Origin of the sequence: Anaerosoma tenue, assembly GCF_023161965.1 — a bacterium.
GTDB classification, from domain to species: Bacteria; Actinomycetota; Coriobacteriia; order Anaerosomatales; family Anaerosomataceae; genus Anaerosoma; species Anaerosoma tenue.
In genome coordinates this window covers 620,928-638,467 of record NZ_JALNTY010000001.1, presented here as the reverse complement: position 1 = coordinate 638,467, position 17,540 = coordinate 620,928, and the positions used below count along the sequence as shown (strand labels likewise).

General features: G+C 67.2%; 15 protein-coding genes. 10 read left to right on the top strand and 5 right to left on the bottom strand.

Annotated elements, in window-relative coordinates; genetic code table 11:
• Positions 1–30: 30 nt before the first annotated feature.
• Positions 31–1,947, top strand: coding sequence for a threonine--tRNA ligase (gene thrS, locus MSB02_RS03160; protein ID WP_267193755.1), 1,917 nt, complete (start codon positions 31–33; stop codon positions 1,945–1,947).
• Positions 1,948–1,957: 10 nt separating this feature from the next.
• On the opposite strand, the gene MSB02_RS03155 is transcribed toward thrS, so the two are convergent.
• Genes MSB02_RS03155 through MSB02_RS03140 form a run of 4 tightly spaced genes read right to left on the bottom strand, consistent with a single transcriptional unit; the run spans position 1,958 to position 5,862 of the window.
• The gene (locus MSB02_RS03155; protein WP_267193754.1) at positions 1,958–2,713 is read right to left on the bottom strand and encodes an ABC transporter permease; all 756 of its coding nucleotides are present in this window, start codon (positions 2,711–2,713) and stop codon (positions 1,958–1,960) included.
• Positions 2,710–3,663 carry an ABC transporter ATP-binding protein gene (locus tag MSB02_RS03150; RefSeq protein WP_267193753.1) on the bottom strand — a complete coding sequence of 318 codons (954 nt, stop codon included), beginning with the start codon at positions 3,661–3,663 and terminating at the stop codon, positions 2,710–2,712. Before MSB02_RS03150 ends, MSB02_RS03155 begins: the two co-directional genes overlap by 4 nt.
• Entirely contained in the window at positions 3,660–4,853 is a 1,194-nt protein-coding gene (locus tag MSB02_RS03145; protein ID WP_267193752.1) for an ABC transporter permease, read from the bottom strand. Before MSB02_RS03145 ends, MSB02_RS03150 begins: the two co-directional genes overlap by 4 nt.
• 37 nt (positions 4,854–4,890) lie before the next feature.
• On the bottom strand, positions 4,891–5,862 hold the full coding sequence (locus MSB02_RS03140) for a glycine betaine ABC transporter substrate-binding protein (protein ID WP_267193751.1): 972 nt from the start codon (positions 5,860–5,862) through the stop codon (positions 4,891–4,893).
• A gap of 178 nt (positions 5,863–6,040) precedes the next feature.
• Between MSB02_RS03140 and MSB02_RS03135 the strand changes: the two genes are divergently transcribed.
• A complete protein-coding gene (locus MSB02_RS03135; RefSeq protein WP_267193750.1) occupies positions 6,041–7,375 on the top strand; it encodes a dihydrolipoyl dehydrogenase family protein in 1,335 nt (444 codons plus the stop codon).
• 30 nt (positions 7,376–7,405) lie between these two features.
• On the opposite strand, the gene zwf is transcribed toward MSB02_RS03135, so the two are convergent.
• On the bottom strand, positions 7,406–9,766 hold the full coding sequence (zwf, locus tag MSB02_RS03130; RefSeq protein ID WP_267193749.1) for a glucose-6-phosphate dehydrogenase: 2,361 nt from the start codon (positions 9,764–9,766) through the stop codon (positions 7,406–7,408).
• Between the two features lie 328 nt (positions 9,767–10,094).
• Between zwf and infC the strand changes: the two genes are divergently transcribed.
• From infC to argC, 8 genes are all read left to right on the top strand, one after another.
• Positions 10,095–10,742 (top strand): translation initiation factor IF-3, encoded by a 648-nt coding sequence (gene infC, locus MSB02_RS03125; protein ID WP_267193748.1) that lies wholly within the window; start codon positions 10,095–10,097, stop codon positions 10,740–10,742.
• 8 nt (positions 10,743–10,750) lie between these two features.
• A complete protein-coding gene (rpmI, locus tag MSB02_RS03120; RefSeq protein ID WP_267193747.1) occupies positions 10,751–10,948 on the top strand; it encodes a 50S ribosomal protein L35 in 198 nt (65 codons plus the stop codon).
• Positions 10,949–10,985: 37 nt separating this feature from the next.
• Positions 10,986–11,345, top strand: coding sequence for a 50S ribosomal protein L20 (gene rplT, locus MSB02_RS03115; RefSeq protein WP_267193746.1), 360 nt, complete (start codon positions 10,986–10,988; stop codon positions 11,343–11,345).
• Positions 11,346–11,560: 215 nt separating this feature from the next.
• On the top strand, positions 11,561–12,043 hold the full coding sequence (locus MSB02_RS03110; protein ID WP_267193745.1) for a TasA family protein: 483 nt from the start codon (positions 11,561–11,563) through the stop codon (positions 12,041–12,043).
• The gene (locus MSB02_RS03105; RefSeq protein ID WP_267193744.1) at positions 12,024–12,419 is read left to right on the top strand and encodes a signal peptidase I; all 396 of its coding nucleotides are present in this window, start codon (positions 12,024–12,026) and stop codon (positions 12,417–12,419) included. The genes MSB02_RS03110 and MSB02_RS03105 overlap by 20 nt, the downstream gene beginning before the upstream one ends.
• 348 nt (positions 12,420–12,767) lie before the next feature.
• Positions 12,768–13,829 carry a phenylalanine--tRNA ligase subunit alpha gene (gene pheS / locus MSB02_RS03100; protein WP_323748491.1) on the top strand — a complete coding sequence of 354 codons (1,062 nt, stop codon included), beginning with the start codon at positions 12,768–12,770 and terminating at the stop codon, positions 13,827–13,829.
• A gap of 77 nt (positions 13,830–13,906) precedes the next feature.
• Positions 13,907–16,348 (top strand): phenylalanine--tRNA ligase subunit beta, encoded by a 2,442-nt coding sequence (gene pheT / locus MSB02_RS03095; RefSeq protein ID WP_267193743.1) that lies wholly within the window; start codon positions 13,907–13,909, stop codon positions 16,346–16,348.
• Positions 16,349–16,493: 145 nt separating this feature from the next.
• Positions 16,494–17,531 (top strand): N-acetyl-gamma-glutamyl-phosphate reductase, encoded by a 1,038-nt coding sequence (gene argC, locus MSB02_RS03090; RefSeq protein WP_323748490.1) that lies wholly within the window; start codon positions 16,494–16,496, stop codon positions 17,529–17,531.
• Positions 17,532–17,540 lie beyond the last annotated feature (9 nt).

Genomic DNA, 17,540 nt, shown 5'->3' with positions numbered 1-17,540 from the left:
GGGCTGACGGTCCCTGAAAGGAACCGCATCATGTCTGAGATCTCCATCACGCTGCCGGATGGCAGCGTCAAGTCCGTACCCGTAGACGCTACCGTCGCTGATGTGGCGGCATCGATCGGCCCGCGTCTGGCAGCGGCCGCGATCGCGGGCCGCGTGGACGGACGGCTCGTGGACACGGCCGCCGTGGTGTCCGACGGTGCGGCTGTCGCCATCGTGACCGAGCGCGATCCCGAGGCGCTCGAACTGCTGCGCCACTCGGCGGCGCACGTCATGGCCGAGGCCGTGATGCAGCTCTTCCCGGGCGCACGCTTCGGCATCGGGCCGGCGATCGAAGACGGCTTCTACTACGACATCGAGGTCGATCGCACGCTCACGCCTGAGGACCTGGGCGCCATCGAAGAGCGCATGCACGGGATCATCGCCGAGGAGCAACCGTTCTCGCGCCGGGCGATCGACCGCACCGAGGCCCTGCGCGTGTTCGAGGGCCAGCCCTACAAGCTCGAACTGATCGGGGAGTTGCCGGAGGGCGAGGTCATCTCGGCGTACACCTCGGGCGTCTTCACCGACCTGTGTCGGGGTCCCCATGTGCCGCACACCGGCTGGATCAAGGCGTTCAAGCTCATGAAGGTGGCGGGCGCGTACTGGCGCGGCGACTCGGACCGCCCGATGCTGCAGCGCATCTACGGCACCGCGTGGTTCGGCCAGAAGGATCTGGATGCATACCTTACCCGCCTCGAGGAGGCAGAGAAGCGCGACCACCGCAAACTCGGCCGCGAGATGGACCTGTTCCATTTCGACGAACTCGCCGGCAGCGGTCTGGTCCTCTATCACCCCAAGGGAGCCCGCGTGTTCCACGAGCTCGTGGAGTGGCTCTCGGCCGACCTGTACGAGCGCGGCTATGTGGAGATCCGCACGCCGCACATCTACAAGGCCGACGTGTGGAAGACGAGCGGCCACTGGGATTACTACCAGGACAACATGTTCCCGTTCCAGATCGACGAGGGCGAGGGCCGGGAGCCCACCGACTACGCGGTGAAGCCGATGAACTGCCCCGGTGCGCTCCTCGTGTACCGCGACAGCGTGCGCTCCTACCGTGACCTGCCGATGCGGCTCTTCGAGTTCGGCACCGTGTACCGCAACGAGCGAAGCGGCGTGGTGCACGGGCTCATGCGCGCGCGCGGGTTCACCCAGGACGACGCGCACATATTCTGCACCGGCGAGCAGATCATCCCCGAGGTCAAGGCGATGCTCGACATAGTCAAGTACATCATGGACACGTTCGACTTCGAGTACTCGGCCGAGGTCTCCACGCGTCCCGAGAAGTCCGTGGGCCGCGACGAGGACTGGGATCTCGCCACTCGCGCGCTCATGACCGCGCTCGACGAGTGGGGGTTGCCGTACCAGATCAACGAGGGCGACGGCGCGTTCTACGGCCCGAAGATCGACATCAAGGTCAAGGACGCCATCGGCCGCATCTGGCAGCTGTCCACCATACAGGTGGACTTCAACAATCCGGAGCGCTTCGGCATCACCTACCGCACAGCCGAGAACACCGAGGAGCAGCCGTTCATGCTGCACCGGGCCATCTTCGGCTCGATGGAGCGGTTCCTCGGCATCCTGATCGAGCACACCGCTGGCGCGTTCCCCACGTGGCTCGCGCCGGTACAGGCCGTGGTCATCCCCATCGCGGATCGCCATCTCGAGCACTGCGAGGGCGTGCGCGCGCGTCTCGCGAAGGCCGGCGTGCGCGCCGAGGTGTACGCCGAGAACGAGCCGATGCGCGTGAAGATCGCCAAGGCGCAGCAGCAGAAGGTGCCGTACATGCTCGTGGTGGGCGACAAGGAGATCGAAGCCGACACCGTGGGTGTGCGCGAGCGTACGGCGGGTGACATCGGTGCGATGGGTGTGGACGAGTTCGCTGCGCGGGTGGCGGCGGAGCGGCCGTAGGCGGGCATCATCACCGGGCTGTCGCGGCGGCTCGCTCTCTGTGCGCGATAGTGCGTTCGACTCCGCCAAGGAGAGCGTCCAGCGTGAGCGCCAGGCCTGCGGCGAGGACCGCTCCCTCGAGGGTGATCGCTGGCGCCAGGTTGACCAATCCGTTGATGATCGGCGCACCGAACCCACCGGCTCCCGCGATCGCACCGATGGTCGCCGTGGCGACGTTCACGATCACCGACACTCGTATGCCGGCCATGATGACCGGCACGGCGATCGGCAGTTCCACGCGGGCCAGCCGCTGCCACGGCCGCATCCCCAGCCCCGATGCGCTCTCGAGCACGTCGGCCGGGATCCCCTCAAGGCCGGAGATGGTGTTCCGGAGCACCGGGAGGACGCCGTACAGGGCGAGTGCCAGTATCGTGGGCCGAAGGCCGAATCCCAGCAACGGCACGGCGAGCGTGAACACGGCCACCGGCGGGAACGTCTGGCCGAGGTTCGTGAGATCGGCGACCACACCATAGAAGTCGGTGCCGGCCGGCCGGGTCACGAAGATGCCGAGAGCCAGGCCCACCACCACCGACAGCACACTCGAGATCAGCACGAGCTCCAGGTGCTGCCATACAAGGGCGAGGGGCGTCGCGTCAGGGTACAGGAGGCGCGATTCCTCAGGGAAGACGGCGCCCAGCACCCACCTCCACGCCGGCGTTGCGGCAGCCACCGCAAGGTAGGCCGCCGCTGCAGCGGCCGGTACGGCGAGATGGCGGGCCCGGCTCATGTGAGCGGCCGTCTGAATCGCTCGACGATGCTCTCCACGCTCACGGCCCCCACGATCGCGCCATCTTCGTCATGCACCGGGATCGACGGGACACCGGCCTCGAGGATGACGGCGAGCGCCTCGCGAAGCGATGCGGTGGAGGCCACCGCCGGCTCCTCGGGACTGCCAGTGTCAGGGGCGTAGAGCGCCTCGGTCACGGGTGCGAGCGAGAGCCGCTTGAGCGCGCGCTCGGCTCCCACGAACGAGGCGACGAAGCCATCCACCGGGTAGGCGAGCACCCGCTCCGGAGTGTCCTGCTGTACGAGACTGCCATCACGCATCACCACGATCCGGTCGCCCAGCCGCACGGCTTCATCCATGTCGTGTGTCACGAACAGCACGGTCTTCCTCAGCGCGTCCTGGATCCTGCGGAACTCGGCATGGAGGCGGTCTCTCGTCAGCGGGTCCACCGCCCCGAAGGGCTCGTCCATCAGCAGTATGGGCGGGTCGGCGGCCAGGGCACGGGCCACGCCTACGCGTTGCGCCTCGCCGCCGGAGAGTTCATCGGGGTGTTTGTCGGCGTATATGGCGGGGTCGAGGCCCACGAGGTCGAGCAGCTCGTGCGTGCGTTCTGCGATGCGCATGCGGTCCCACTGCAGGAGGCCGGGGACCACGCCGACGTTCTGTGCGACCGTCCAGTGAGGGAACAGCCCCACACCCTGGATCGCGTAGCCGATGTGCCTTCGGAGCGTCTCCGGCCGCAGGGACCGCACGTCCTCGCCGTCGATGGAGATCGTGCCGCTGTCAGGTTCGACGAGCCGGTTGACCATGCGCATCGTCGTCGACTTCCCGCAACCGCTCGGCCCGATCAGCGCCACCACCTGGCCCGTCGGTACATCGAAGGAGAGATCGCGCACGGCGGGACGCTCGCTACCCTCGTACACCTTGCGCACGTTGCGTATCTCTATCACCGCACCGCCTCCGTTCGCCGCGTGTGCCGGGGTGTGACGAGTCTCTGTGCTGTGCGCAGTGCGGCGTCGAGGCCAAGCGCCAGCGCCACGAGCGTGATGGAGCCAAGGAGGACGAGGTCCATCGCCTGCTGCGAGAGGCCGCCGAACACGAAGAGGCCAAGGGTGCCGGCCGCCACGAACGCACCGAGGGTCGCGTTGCCGAGCGTCTGGACGGCCGAGGTCCGGATCCCGCCGAAGATCACCGGAAGCGCCAGCGGGAGCCGGACCCTGCGCATCACCTGCCCCTCGGTCATGCCCATGCCGAGACCAGCCTCCACCACGCTATCGGGGACCGAGGCGAGTCCCGCGTAGGTGTTGCGCACCACGGCGAGCAATGCATAGAGGGTGAGCGCGGTGATCACGGGCGCCCAGCCGAGCCCGCCTACGCCGAGACGGCCCAGGAGCGGCACGTTCGTCCCAAGCCAGGAGAGCGGCGCGAACAACAGCCCGACCATCGCGAGCCCCGGGATCGTTTGGAAGACGTTCGCCACTGTGAACACCGGACCCCTCAGGCGCGGCCGTCTGAATGCGAGGACGCCGAGGCCGAAACCGATCGCGAGCGCGATGCCCGTAGCGATCGCGGTTAACGCGATATGGCTACCGACCTCCGTCCAGAACCGGTCCGACTGGTTCACGTACTCACGGAGGATCGCGAGATCCCCTAGAAGGCCGCTCCCGACCATGACGAGCAGGCCCACGGGGCCTACGGCGGAGAGGGCGAGCCGGGTGACTCGCGGGGCAGTGCCGAGCTCTCTGCGCGAGGCGAGCAGGAGCGGATACGACACCGCGATGCATGCCCAGGCGCCAAGCCCGACCGAGACGCGTGCGAACGTACCCGCCTCGGCCAGCAACCTGGTCGCGGCGACGCCGGAGAGTCCCACCGTTCCCAGGAGCGCCAGGCTGGCGAGCATGCCCCGCGCGGTGGCGGCACGCGGCCCGCCGGAGTCGCGCACCGAGATCAGGGCGATCGCGACCCACACGGCCACCAACCCCGACGACCACCAGGGTCCGAGGGCGTCGAGCGCGGAGACCGGATCGCCTGTCTGGATACGGCTTGCGCGGAGCGTGGCGAAGGGGAGGAGCAGCAGCGATGACAGCCCGAACAGGGCCATCGTCACTCCCACTCTATGCGTCCGGATCCTGGTGCTCACCGCTTCTCCTCGGCGCGCGTCGTGTATCGCCGGACGCTCAGTCGATGAAACCACCGTCCACGAGGTAGTCACGGGCGACTGCATCGGCCGGCTCGCCGTTGACCTGGATGCGGGCGTTGAGCTGCTGGAGGTCTTCCAGGCCGAGTGACGCCATCACCGGCTCGAGCAGGTCGGCGATCTCCGGGTACTCGTCGACGATCGACTCCCGGACGATCGGCGTGGGCCAGTACACGATCTGTGCACCGAGGTCGTCTTCAAGGATCACGAGCCCGAGGTCCGCGAGCGCTCCATCCGTTCCGTACGCCATGCCGAAGTTGACACCGTCCGTCCCTTCCGCGACCGCCTTCTCAGTGGCGGCGGTGTTGCCGCCGGCGAGGCGGATCTTCTGGTCCTCCGTCAGGGCGTAGCCGTACACCTCCTCGAACTCGGGGTTGCCCGCGCTCGTGAAGAACTCGTCGCTCGCGGCCACCTTCACGGGTCTGCCCTCGGCGACATATTCGGCGAAGTCGGACATCGTCTCCAGGCCTTCGGCCTCAGCGAACTCCTGCCGCACCGCCAGAGCCCAGGTGTTGTTGGCGCGTATCGGCTCCAGCCAGACGATCCCGTTCTGTTCGAGGTCGATGCGAGCGGTGGTGTCATAGCCGTCCTGGCCGTTCTTGTAGCCCGCCTTCTCTTCGTCGGTCAGGTCGTCGAGGAAGAACCAGTAGCCATTGCCCGAGTACTCGGGATACAGGTCGATCTCCCCAGCGATGATGGACTTGCGGACGACCTCGGTGGTACCCGTCTGGCTCTTGTCGACGACATCGAAGCCGGCATCCTCCAGCACGAGCTTGACGATGGACGAGATGAGCTCGCCCTCGGTGTCGATCTTGGAGCCGATCGTCACGGTGCCCCGGGACGCCTCGTCCGTGCCGGTAGCGTCGGAGCCCTCGGACGCACAGGCGGCCATCATCAACAGGAGTACGGTGGCCATACATGCAAGGACCATACGGGTCGTACGTGCGTGCATGTGCTCCTCCTCCATCAGGGGTCATGTCCGCGCTCGGCGCACACTGCTTCGATCTCTGTGTGAAGATACCCAACGCGATGCGAGCGCTCCCGTCGGGGTCGGCGCGTCGGGTGCGGGGAACATACACGGGGTCGGCACCGGTTGCCGGCGGTACCCGGATAGGTGCGAAGGAGGCCCCATGGAGCGATTCGACGTCATCGTGATCGGAACAGGAGTGGCCGGACAGACCGCGGCGAGCGAGCTCGCCGCGGCCGGCAGGTCCGTGGCCATCACTGATTCACGGGAGTACGGCGGTACGTGTTCGCTGCGCGGTTGCGAGCCCAAGAAGGTCCTGTTCACCGCGGCGGAGGTCGTGGAACGTGCCCGGAATCAGAAGGATCACGGCTTGGAGGGCGCGCTTCGACTGGACTGGTCCTCGCTGCTGGCGTTCAAGCGGTCGTTCACGGAGCCCGTGCCCGGACGCATCGAGGAGTGGCTCGCCGGAGCCGGTGTGACGCTCCTGCACGGACCTGCGCGTTTCGACGGCCCCGACGTCCTCGACATCGGAGGCGTTCGGTACTCGGCCGACAGGATCGTGGTCGCGACCGGCGCGATGCCCCGTCCGTTGCGCATCCCCGGCGAAGAGCACGTCCTCGACAGCGAGGATTTCCTGGCGGCGGGACACGTCGGCCCACGCGTGGTCTTCGTCGGGGGCGGCTACGTGTCGTTCGAGTTCGCGCACATCGCCGCCGCCGCGGGCGCCAAGGTGACGATACTGCACCGGGGGCCGCGCGTGCTCGAGGCTTTCGACCCTGATCTCGCCGACATGGTGGTGAGCGGCTACCGAAGCGCCGGCATCGACGTGTTCACCAACGCCACGGTCACCGAGGTCCGTGACGATGATGGCATGTTCACGGTGGTCTGCGAGGAGGGGCTGGAGGTATCCGCGGAGACAGTCGTTCACGGCGCGGGTCGCGTGCCCGCGATCTCCGGCCTCGGTCTCGAGGCCGCGGGTATCGAGCACGGACGTCGTGGCATCGAGGTAGACGGCAGGATGTGCAGCGTGGGCAACGAGCGGGTCTACGCGGTGGGTGACGCGTCCGCAACGGGCGCGCCCCTCACGCCGGTGGCCACCGCACAGGCCCGTGTGGCGGTGGCGGACATCCTGGAACCCGGCTCTGCCGGGTTCGCTCCGCCGGTCACGCCGAGCGTGGTGTTCTCGGACCCGATCCTCGCCTCTGTGGGCATGACGGTCGAGCAGGCCGAGGCGCAGGGGATCGAGGTCGAGGCGAAGCTGACCGACACCAGTGGATGGGCCGCCTCACGTCGCATCGGCCAACAGGTGTCGGGTGCGAAGACCATCGTGGAGCGCGGGAGCGGCAGGGTGGTGGGGGTGCATCTGCTCGGACACACGGCGGGCGAGGTCATCAACGTCTTCGCTGTCGCCATGGCCTGCGGGCAGACCGCATCCGATCTCAAGCGAGCGATCTGGGCGTACCCCACCGGAGCCTCGGAGATACCGCACCTGTTCTGAGCGCGCATCCGCGGGACGGACCGGGTCGCGCTACGTGCCGAGTCCGTGTCCGCCGAACTCGTTCCGCAGGGCCTGTACCACCTTGCCGGTGTAGGACGGGGCGTCGTCCGAGTCGAGGCGGAAATGCAGCGCCGCCTCGATGACGGGGACGTCGAGACCGGCTAGTCGAGCCGCCTCCACGGTCCACGCTCCCTCGCCGGTGTGGCCCACGCTTCCTGACACCGGGTCGAGCCCATCGCCGTGTCGTGCGTATGCGTCGGCCAGCCAGCCCACAAGCCTCGACTCGATGACGCTGGCGTGCTGGTACACGTCGGCCACCGCCTCGAGGTCGAGGTCGCGCTCGGAGCGGCGCATCAGCGAGAACCCCTCGGCGATCGCCTGCATCATGCCGTACTCGATCCCGTTGTGGACCATCTTCACGAAATGCCCCGAGCCCACACCGGGGAAGAAGCGATAGCCGCCTTGCACGGCGATGTCGGCGAAGACCGCCTCGGCACGCTCGAACGCCTCCCGGTCGCCGCCGATCATGAGGCACGCGCCGTTGCGCGCCCCGGACGGACCGCCCGAAGTGCCGCAGTCGAGGAAGTCGATGCCGCGGCCCCGCAGCCGCTCCGCGCGGGGTTCGTCGCTGGTGAAGCGCGAGTTGCCCCCATCGATCACGATGTCGTCAGGTTCCAGCAGGTCTGCAAGTCCGGGTGCGTCTCCGGTGCCGAAGAGCACGCCGTCGACGGCGTTGCCGGCCGGCACCATCAGCCACACGATCCGCGGGGGCCGGAGCGCCGCGACACAATCCTCAAGGGAGTCCGCGGCGGTGAGCCCGTCCGGCTCCATCGCCCGGGCGACCGAGGTCGTGCGGTTCCACCCCACGACCTCCCATCCGCGGTCGAGCAGGTTCCGCGCGATGCCTGCCCCCATCTTGCCGAGTCCGAGGACGCCGACCTGAGGTTTCGTGCCGGTGCGGCCGAGCGCCTCCCGGGCCCGCTCCACCGCCTCGTGCGTGTCGGGGGTGTAGGACTCCAGAGGCACGGCGCCGTCGCTCCACCCTTCGATGACCGGATCCACGAACCGCCACATCGCACGGACCTCGTCCGTGGAGACGAACGAGGTCTGATCCCCCCGGACCGCGTCGTAGAGCAGCTTGGCGTACTCCTCCACGTACTGCAGCTTCTCGCGCTTCTCGTAGAGGGCGAAGTCGAACGCGCGCTCCTCGACCTCATAGTCGAAGCCGGGCTGCTTGGCCCAGAACGTGATCGAGACAGTGTCGTCGGGCTCGAGCGTGAACACCACGCGGTTACGCAGGTGTGTCGTGCCGTCGCACAGGCACGGTTGCCGGTGGCGGAACGTCACCACGATGCGCTTCAGCGGTCCGGGGGCGATGCGCTTGCCGCTCTCGAACGACACCGGCACCCCCGCCCAGCGGGGTCCCGACATCATCGTCTTGAGGCGGAAGTATGTCTCTGTCTCCGATTCCGGATCCACGCCTTCGATACCCCGGTAGCCTTCGTGCTGGGCCCGGTAGCTCGAGCGTGCGACCTCGTGGGGCAGGAGCGGTCGCAAGGTCTCGAGAAGAGAAGCGCGGGCGGCCCGTATGTCGTCGGCATCAAGAGTCCGGGGCTGGTCCATCGTCACCAGCGCGAGCATCTGGAGCAGGTGGTTCTGTCCCACGTCGCGGAGCGCGCCCACGCCGTCGTAGAACCGGCCCCGCTTCTCCACGCCGATGGTCTCGAGAAGCGAGATGTCGATGCGCTCGATGCCGGCCCTGTTCCATGCGGATTCGAGAAGGTCGTTGTGGAACCGGAACGCAAGGATCCCCTGAAGCATCTCCTTGGCAAGGTAGTGGTCGATCCGGTAGATCTGCTCCTCCGTGAAGAGCGAGGCCAGAAGCTCATCGAGCGCCTTGGAGCTGGCGACATCATGGCCGAACGGCTTCTCGATCAGGACCCTGGTGTATCCGGTTTCGGCGTTGCATACCGAGGTGAGTCCGCTCGCCGCGAGGTTGCCGAGGATCGTCTCGTAGTTGTCCGGAGGCACCGCAAGATAGAACAGCTTGTCGACGCACCCGCCCCAGTCCGTTGCGATCCCGCCGATGTCCTCTGCAAGCGCATGGTAGGCGGTGGCGTCCTCGAAGGTGCCGCGGCGGTAGGTGAACCGCTTCAGGAATGCCTCGAGCGGGCCGGGATCCTGATGGCGCTCGGTGAGCGTGTCGCGTACGCGGTCGCGGAAGTCGGCGTCAGACCATGGGCGTCGTGAGAACCCGATCACCCGCAGTCGCGGATGGAGGAGACCCTGGCGGTCCAGATGCAGGAGCGAAGGGGCGATCTTGCGCGCCATGAGGTCTCCGGTGGCGCCGAACACGACGAGTATGGTGGCGGGTCCGGACGTGTCGTTCATGCGGGCCTCCCTGAGCGCGGTCACATGGATGCCGTCCGTCCCACAGTCGCGGGCCGGGCGCGGTCACTGTCTAGTATGTGCCCATGCGCTGCTGGACAGCCTTCCAGCCGGCCGGTATACTCACGTGACTTACAACCCCATACCGTACAAGCGGGACCCCGTCTGGACGACAGTACGAGATGGTCCCCACCTGCCGGCGCACGAGATGTGCAGCTGTCTGGTCTGGATGATCGAGCGGACGCAGAAGACGGTCCGCTCGGCTGAACGCCCCGACAGTCAAGCCGCGGGGCGTTTTTTGATGACGGGGCCGGATACGGGCCCCCACCTGATGGAGGTGAAGCGTATCAGCACGACAGAGCCCAGGCTCAACGATCGAATCAGGGCGCAAAGGTGCCGTCTGATCTCGGACGAAGGTGAGCAGCTCGGCATCTTCATGGTCTCGGATGCTCTCCGCATGGCCGACGAACAGGGTCTCGACCTCGTCGAGATCGCTCCCAACGCCGATCCGCCGGTCTGCAAGACCATGGACTACGGCAAGTACAAGTACGAGATGGAGCAGAAGGCCAAGAAGGCGCGTAAGAACCAGACGCGCGTAGAGGTCAAAGAGATCAAGTTCCGCCCGAAGATCGACACGCACGACTACGAGACCAAGAAGAAGCACGTCGTGCGCTTCCTCGAGGCGGGCGCCAAGGTCAAAGTGACGATCATGTTCCGCGGTCGCGAGATGGTGCACGCCGAGCGCGGACTGGCGATACTCGAGCGGCTGGAGGCCGACATCGCGGACCTTGCGTTCGTGGAGTCCAAGCCCAAACTCGAAGGCCGCAACATGTTCATGTTGGTGGCGCCTCACAAGAAGGAGCCGGTGAAGGCCAAGCCCGCCGAGAAGAAGCAGGCCGAGGCTGACGGGTCGGACGACGCGGCAGAGCCGGCACAGGCCGCTGAGGCTGCCTCCGGCGACGCTGCCGCGAAGGAATAGGAGACGACATGCCCAAGATGAGAACCCACAAGGGTACCGCGAAGCGCTTCAAGCTCACCGGTACCGGCAAGATCAAGCGCGCGAAGGCCTTCAAGAGCCACATCCTCGAGAAGAAGAGCCCCAAGCGTAAGCGCAACTTCCGCCAGGACGGCCTCGTGCACAAGGCGGACGAGAAAGCCATCAAGCAGAAGCTGGGCGTCGGTTAGTCCGAAGCTCGCGTATCCTTCCAAGGAGTGATCGACCATGCCCAGGGTGAAGCGTGCAGTCACCGCGAAGAAGAAGCGCCGGACCGTTCTCGATCAGGCGAGCGGATACTACGGAGACCGTAGCCGCCGCTACAAGAGCGCGAAGGAGCAGTTGCAGCACTCGCTGCAGTACCAGTACCGCGACCGCCGGAACAAGAAGCGTGAGATCCGCCGTCTGTGGATCGCCCGCATCAACGCCGGCGCCCGTCTCAACGGTCTGTCGTACTCGGTGTTCATGAACGGTCTCAAGAAGGCCGAAGTGACCCTTGACCGCAAGGTGCTCTCCGACATGGCCGTGAACGATCCGGCCGCGTTCGCCAAGCTGGTGGAGGTCGCCAAGGCGGCGCAGGGCGCCTGACGGTCCTGTACCACGGCGTGATGACGAAGGCCCCGCATAGCGCGGGGCCTTCGTCGTTCTGTAGCGGCCCCACTTCGGGCGCGCATCGTTCGGCTGCCGGTGAGGCTCTGGTAAGGGCACGTTGAAGTGCGGGCGCCATGATGTGCGGTGCGGGGCCCCGCATACCATCCATCCGCCACCTCCCCTCGGCGGCGAGATCCGCAAGGAGGAGAACGATGAAGCGACTGTTCACGTATGTGGCGCTGATCGTGGCGATGCTGTCCATCGGCGGAGCAAGGGCGTACTTCACGGCACAGACCGAGGTGAAGGACAACATGATCACGGCGGGCACCGTGCTCGTCTCGGTGGAGCCGACATCGGCGGCCCTCACCGTGGAAGGGCTCGCCCCTGGTGAGACGGTCAGCAGGACGCTTGAGGTCCGCAACACGGGATCCATCGCGTGCGATGCGGTCACGAGCGCGGCGAAGAAGGCGGGCATCACCGACTTCTGGAACGCGCTGCAGTGCCGGGCAACGTGCAACGGCGTGGAGCTGTACGCCGGGCCCCTGTCCACGCTCAGGACCGCACCGATACGGCTTGGAGCCGGGCAGGCTGCAGACCTCGATCTCGCGGTAAGCCTGCCGTCCGAAGCCGGCAACGACCTTCAGGGCGACTACGTCCGCGCGTCGGTCTACGTAGATGCAGAGCAAGTCCGATAGCGGCTGGGCGGTGTGGCTGCGCCGCGTGGCGGGGGCCGGGCTCGCGGTCGTCGCGCTGGTGCTGGCGTGGTCGCATGGCATGCTGTACGTCGAGGGTGGCTCGATGCGCCCGGCGCTCTATCCTGGCGATCTGATCGTGTACACGCGGGTCGCGGCCGAGCCGCAGCAGGGCGACCTCACCGTCTTCGCACATGATGGCGACCTGGTGGTGCATCGGGTCGTGGGCGTGGAGCCGGATGGCTCGCTCCGCATGCGCGGCGATGCGAACGCAGCAGCCGATGTGGAGCCCGTCGACCGGAACGACGTGCGGGGTGTGGTGGTCGCCGTCGTGCCTGCAGGGAGGGTCGCATGTTCGCTGGTGAGCGCTGCGGAGTGATGCTAGACTGACGTACCAATCGCACATGAGGCGACGACGGAGAGGCGCGGTTCTCAGGAGCCGCCCGCCAGGGAGGGGTCCCACCGACTGCAAGGACCCCGGGCGGAGGACCCGCGGTTCACTCCATCAGCTGCGATCTGAAAGGGCCTGCGGCCCGAGTAGGTGAGCCGGTGCCCCCGATATCGGGCCTGCGGGAGAGGATCCCGGCCGTGCGTTGATGGTGCACGGGAGTGAGAGGGCCGGTGAGTCATCGGCCAAACAAGGTGGTACCGCGGGAGCCGTTCCCGTCCTTGTGACAAGGGCGGGGCGGCTCCCTTTCCGTACACGGATGGAAGAAGTGAGGTCGGGATGACGATCGGAGAAGACTTGCGGGCGTTGGAGGCTGAGTCGCTGACGGCCGTAGAGGGTGCGACGACGCTTGATGCACTCGAGGAGGTCCGCATCGCGTACCTGGGCAAGAGGGGTTCGCTCACCGCGATCCTGCGAGGACTGGGCGCGCTGTCTGCCGAGGAGCGGCCCGAGGTCGGGCGCATATCCAACGAGGTGCGGCGTGCTCTCGAGTCGGCGCTCGATCGGAGACGAGAGGCGCTCGAGCGTACCGCGCGGGCGTCCCGGATCGCTGCGGAGGCGGTGGACGTGACGCTGCCCGGGCGAGCGAGGCCGCTCGGTCATCAGCACGTGCTGCACCAGGTGGTGGACGAGATCGTCGAAGTCTTCTCCGGCCTGGGCTATCGCGTTGCGGAAGGCCCGGAGGTGGAACTCGACTACTACAACTTCACCGCCCTCAACCATCCGGCGGACCACCCGGCGCGCGCACTTCAGGACACGTTCTACGCGAGAGACCTCTCGGGGGACACGGCGGTCGTGGAGGGGGAGAGCGACGTCTTACTGCGGACGCATACCAGCCCCGGCCAGGTACACGTGATGGAGAGCGAGAAGCCGCCCATCTACGTGATCGTACCGGGCAAGGTGTACCGTCGGGATGTGGCCGACCCGAGCCACTTGCCGCAGTTCACACAGGTGGAGGGGCTGGTGGTGGACGAAGGCGTCACGTTCGGCGATCTCAAAGGCACGCTGGAGCATTTCGTGCGCGAGATGTTCGGGCCGGATCGTCGCGTGCGGCTGCGCCCGCACTTCTTCCCGTTCACGGAGCCGTCGGCCGAGGTGGACGTCTCCTGCGGGATCTGTGGCGGCGAGGGCTGTCGATCCTGTGGAGGCGAGGGCTGGCTCGAGATCCTCGGCTGCGGGATGGTCGACCCCAACGTGTTCGGCTACGTGGGTATCGATCCGGAGCGCTATACGGGCTTCGCGTTCGGTATCGGCGCCGAGAGGATAGCGGGGCTGAAGTACGGCGTGCCCGACCTTCGCCACTTCATCGAAGGAGACACCCGCTTCCTGCACCAGTTCTGACGACCGTCGCTTCGGTCACCCTGAAGGATGACCGGTCACGGCGACGATAGCGACCGACCCTGAGGAAGGATCCCGCGATGCGCGTATCGCTCAAATGGCTCAAGGAACTCGTGGACGTCACCCTGCCCGTCGATGAGCTGTGCGAACGGCTCGACATGACCGGCACCAAGGTCGAGGCGGTCCACACGCTCGGCGCCGCACTCGACGGTGTCGTTGTGGGTCAGGTCATCACCAAGGAGCAGCATCCCGACGCCGACAGGCTGTCGTACTGCTCGGTGGATGTGGGCGCTGATGAACCGCTGAACATCGTCTGCGGCGCCACCAACTTCGAGGCTGGCGACAAGGTCCCGGTGGCGCAGGTGGGCACGACGCTTCCCGGCGGTGTGACGATCAAACGGGCGAAGCTCCGTGGTCTGGTCTCCGAAGGCATGATGTGTTCGCCAACGGAGATCGAGGTGGGCGGCGATGGCAGCGGCCTGCTGATCCTCGAACCCGATGCGCCGGTGGGTGAGCCGTTCGCCGAGTACTACGGCATCGCAGACACCGTGCTGGAGCTCGAGGTCACCCCGAACCGCCCCGACTGCCTGTCGATGGTGGGTGTGGCGCGCGAGGTGGCGGCCGTCACAGGGGCCACGTTCACCGTCCCTGCCTCGGCGCCGGTGGAGGAGGGCGCGCCCGCCGCAGATCTCGTGAGCGTGGAGATCGAGGACGGCGCTCTGTGCCCCAGGTACACGGCGCGGGTGATCCGCGGTGTCAAGGTGGGGCCGTCACCCGCTTGGCTCGCCGAGCGCGTGGCTGCGGGCGGCGCTCGTCCGGTCAACAACGTGGTCGACGTTACCAACTACATCCTCTTCGAACTTGGCCAGCCGCTGCACGCCTTCGACCTGGGTACGCTCGCCAAGCGCGACGGTGTCGCGGCGATCACGGTCCGGGCGGCACGCGAGGACGAGACGATCCGAACGCTCGATGGACAGGAGCGGCGTCTCGCCAGCGACACGCTCCTGATAACCGACGACGATGGTCCTGTCGCTCTGGCGGGTGTGATGGGCGGCGAGGAGACCGAGGTCTCCGAGGCCACGACCGACATCCTTCTGGAGTCGGCGTGCTTCGATACGGCGTCGATCAGCCGCACGAGCCGCCGGCTCGGACTCATCTCGGAGTCCTCGCTCCGGTACGAGCGCGGCGTGGATCCCGATCTCGCGAGCCGTGCGTCGGACCGGGCGGCCGCACTGATCGCCGAAGTGGCCGGTGGCACGGTGGCTCCGGGCCTCGTGGATGTCTATCCGGGCCAGCGCACACCGCTGCAGCTGCGGCTGCGGACCGGACGCGTGAACGCCTTGCTGGGTACGGATCTGGAGACTCAGGCGATCGCGACGCTCCTTCTGCCGCTCGGGCTCTCAGCAGAGGGTTCCGGAGACGAGCTCGAGGTCGTGGTGCCCGGTTTCCGGCCTGATCTTGAGCGGGAGGTCGACCTCATCGAGGAGGTCGCGCGTCTGTACGGACTCGAGAACATCACGTCGACCTTGCCGGGCGGCGGGGGGCGGATCGGCGGGAGGACGTCCCGTCAGCGCTTCGTGTCGCGCATCGGGTCGGTGCTGCGTGCGGCGGGCCTCGACGAACACGTGGGGTACTCGTTCGGGGATCCCGCCGACCTGGACCGTCTGGGCTGGGAGCTCGCTCCGGATGAACTGCTGGTCGAGCTGATCAACCCCATGTCCGAGGAACAGGCGGTCATGCGTTGGACGCTCGCCCCGAGTCTGCTGCGAGCGCTCTCCCACAATCAGCGCCGTGGGATCGCCGATGTGCATCTCTACGAGATGGGCACGGTGTTCGTCACGTCAGAGGGCCGCAAGCAGCCCAAGGAGCGTCTGATGGCCGCAGGCGTGCTGGCCGGCTCGTGGGTCCGTCCGGGATGGAACGAGCAGGCGCCGGGGCTCGACTTCTTCGACGGCAAGGGTGTTCTCGCGTCCCTGCTCGAGGCGCTCGGCGTCGAACGCTGGAGCGTGCGTGCGACGGAACGGTCCTGGTTGCAGCCGGGTCGTACGGCCGAGGTCATCGTTCGCGGTGACGTGATCGGTTGGCTCGGAGAGGTGTCGGCCGACGTGCTGGAGCGATTCGACGCCAGCGGCCCGGCGACGCTCTTCGAGATATCCGTTCCCGCGCTCCTGAAGGCGGCTTCGAAGGTGACGACCACGTTCAAGGAGATTCCGCGTCATCCGGCGGCCGCACTGGATCTCGCGCTCGTGGTGCCTGAGGACGTGACATCCGAACGTGTCGTCTCGGCCATCGAATCCGCAGGCGGCACCCTCCTTGAGTCGGTGCGCCTGTTCGACGTGTATCGCGACCCTGAAGGCGTCGAGGACAAGGAGCGGCGGCTTCCGGAAGGCACCAAGAGCCTCGCGTTCTCGCTCACATACCGTGCCCCCGACAGGACCCTTTCGGACGCGGACGTCCGTCCTGTGCATGACAAGCTCGTACGCAAGGTGTGCGCTGCTGTGGGTGGCGAGGTGCGCGGCTAGGGCGACTTGACCCGGCGCGTAGCGGGCAGGCGCGTGCGCTTGGTGGAGCAGCCGGCACTATACGCACAAATATTGCATAATGGTTGCCATTATTCGCACTTGAGCGTATTCTGTCCTCCTGATCGACGATTGGGAGGACAGAATCGTGCTATCGGCAGCCATCATAGGGGCCGCGGGATACGCGGGGGCCGAACTCACACGGTTACTGCTTGGACATCCGTCATTCGAGCTCGTGGCCGTCACGTCCGAGCGGGACCAGGGACGTCGGGTGTCGGAGCTGTATCCGGGACTCGCATCGTGCGACCTCGTCTATGGGCCGCATGACGCGGATGCGGTGGCGCGCGTGGCCGAGGTCGTGTTCCTCGCCGTGCCGCACACGGCAGCGATGGCGGTCGCCCCGACGCTGCTCGGGGCCGGGCGCACCGTCGTGGACGCGTCGGCCGACTTCAGGCTGCGCGACCCGGCGGTGTACGGCGCCTGGTACCAGGCGGATCACACCGCGGCAGGCCTGCTTCCGGAGGCGGTGTATGGCCTGCCCGAGTTGTGGCGGGAGTCGCTTCCGGGTGCGCGGCTCATCGCCTGTCCGGGCTGCTACCCCACTGCCACGCTGCTTGCGGCCGCACCGGCGGTCCGGGCAGGCGTCGTCGTATCCGGACGGGTCATCGTCGACGCGATCTCCGGCGTCTCGGGCGCAGGGCGGAGTCTCTCGGAGGCCACACACTTCATGAACGCCGCGGATTCGGTCGCCGCCTACAAGGTGACGTCCCACCGGCACACCCCGGAGATCGCGCAGGCGCTCGGCGACCTCGGATTGGACGCCCCGGCGGTCGTGTTCACGCCGCATCTGGCACCGCTCGGCAGAGGCTTGCTCTCCACCGTGTACCTGGAGTGCGACGCCGGTATCACGCCCGAGGAGGTTCACGCAACATATCGGCAGGCGTACCAGGGTGAACCGTTCGTGAGCGTCTGCGACCCGGGGGTCCAACCGGCCACGGGTCATGTCCGGGGCAGCAACCGGGCGCACGTGGGCGTGACGCTGGATCAGGTGACGCACACCCTCGTGGTGACGTGCGCGATCGACAACCTCGTCAAGGGGACCGCGGGGCAGGCAGTGCAGTGCGCCAACCTGGCGCTTGGCATCGAAGAGACGGCGGGCCTCGAAGCGCCCGTCCCGATCGTGTAAGGAGTGCAC

Bases quoted from the DNA above. Each gene is read 5' to 3' on its own strand.
- thrS (WP_267193755.1), top strand. From the start codon at position 31: ATGTCTGAGATCTCCATCACGCTGCCGGATGGCAGCGTCAAGTCCGTA.
- MSB02_RS03155 (WP_267193754.1), bottom strand. From the start codon at position 2,713: ATGAGCCGGGCCCGCCATCTCGCCGTACCGGCCGCTGCAGCGGCGGCC.
- MSB02_RS03140 (WP_267193751.1), bottom strand. From the start codon at position 5,862: ATGCACGCACGTACGACCCGTATGGTCCTTGCATGTATGGCCACCGTA.
- MSB02_RS03135 (WP_267193750.1), top strand. From the start codon at position 6,041: ATGGAGCGATTCGACGTCATCGTGATCGGAACAGGAGTGGCCGGACAG.
- zwf (WP_267193749.1), bottom strand. From the start codon at position 9,766: ATGAACGACACGTCCGGACCCGCCACCATACTCGTCGTGTTCGGCGCC.
- infC (WP_267193748.1), top strand. From the start codon at position 10,095: ATGGAGGTGAAGCGTATCAGCACGACAGAGCCCAGGCTCAACGATCGA.
- rpmI (WP_267193747.1), top strand. From the start codon at position 10,751: ATGCCCAAGATGAGAACCCACAAGGGTACCGCGAAGCGCTTCAAGCTC.
- rplT (WP_267193746.1), top strand. From the start codon at position 10,986: ATGCCCAGGGTGAAGCGTGCAGTCACCGCGAAGAAGAAGCGCCGGACC.
- MSB02_RS03110 (WP_267193745.1), top strand. From the start codon at position 11,561: ATGAAGCGACTGTTCACGTATGTGGCGCTGATCGTGGCGATGCTGTCC.
- MSB02_RS03105 (WP_267193744.1), top strand. From the start codon at position 12,024: ATGCAGAGCAAGTCCGATAGCGGCTGGGCGGTGTGGCTGCGCCGCGTG.
- pheS (WP_323748491.1), top strand. From the start codon at position 12,768: ATGACGATCGGAGAAGACTTGCGGGCGTTGGAGGCTGAGTCGCTGACG.
- pheT (WP_267193743.1), top strand. From the start codon at position 13,907: ATGCGCGTATCGCTCAAATGGCTCAAGGAACTCGTGGACGTCACCCTG.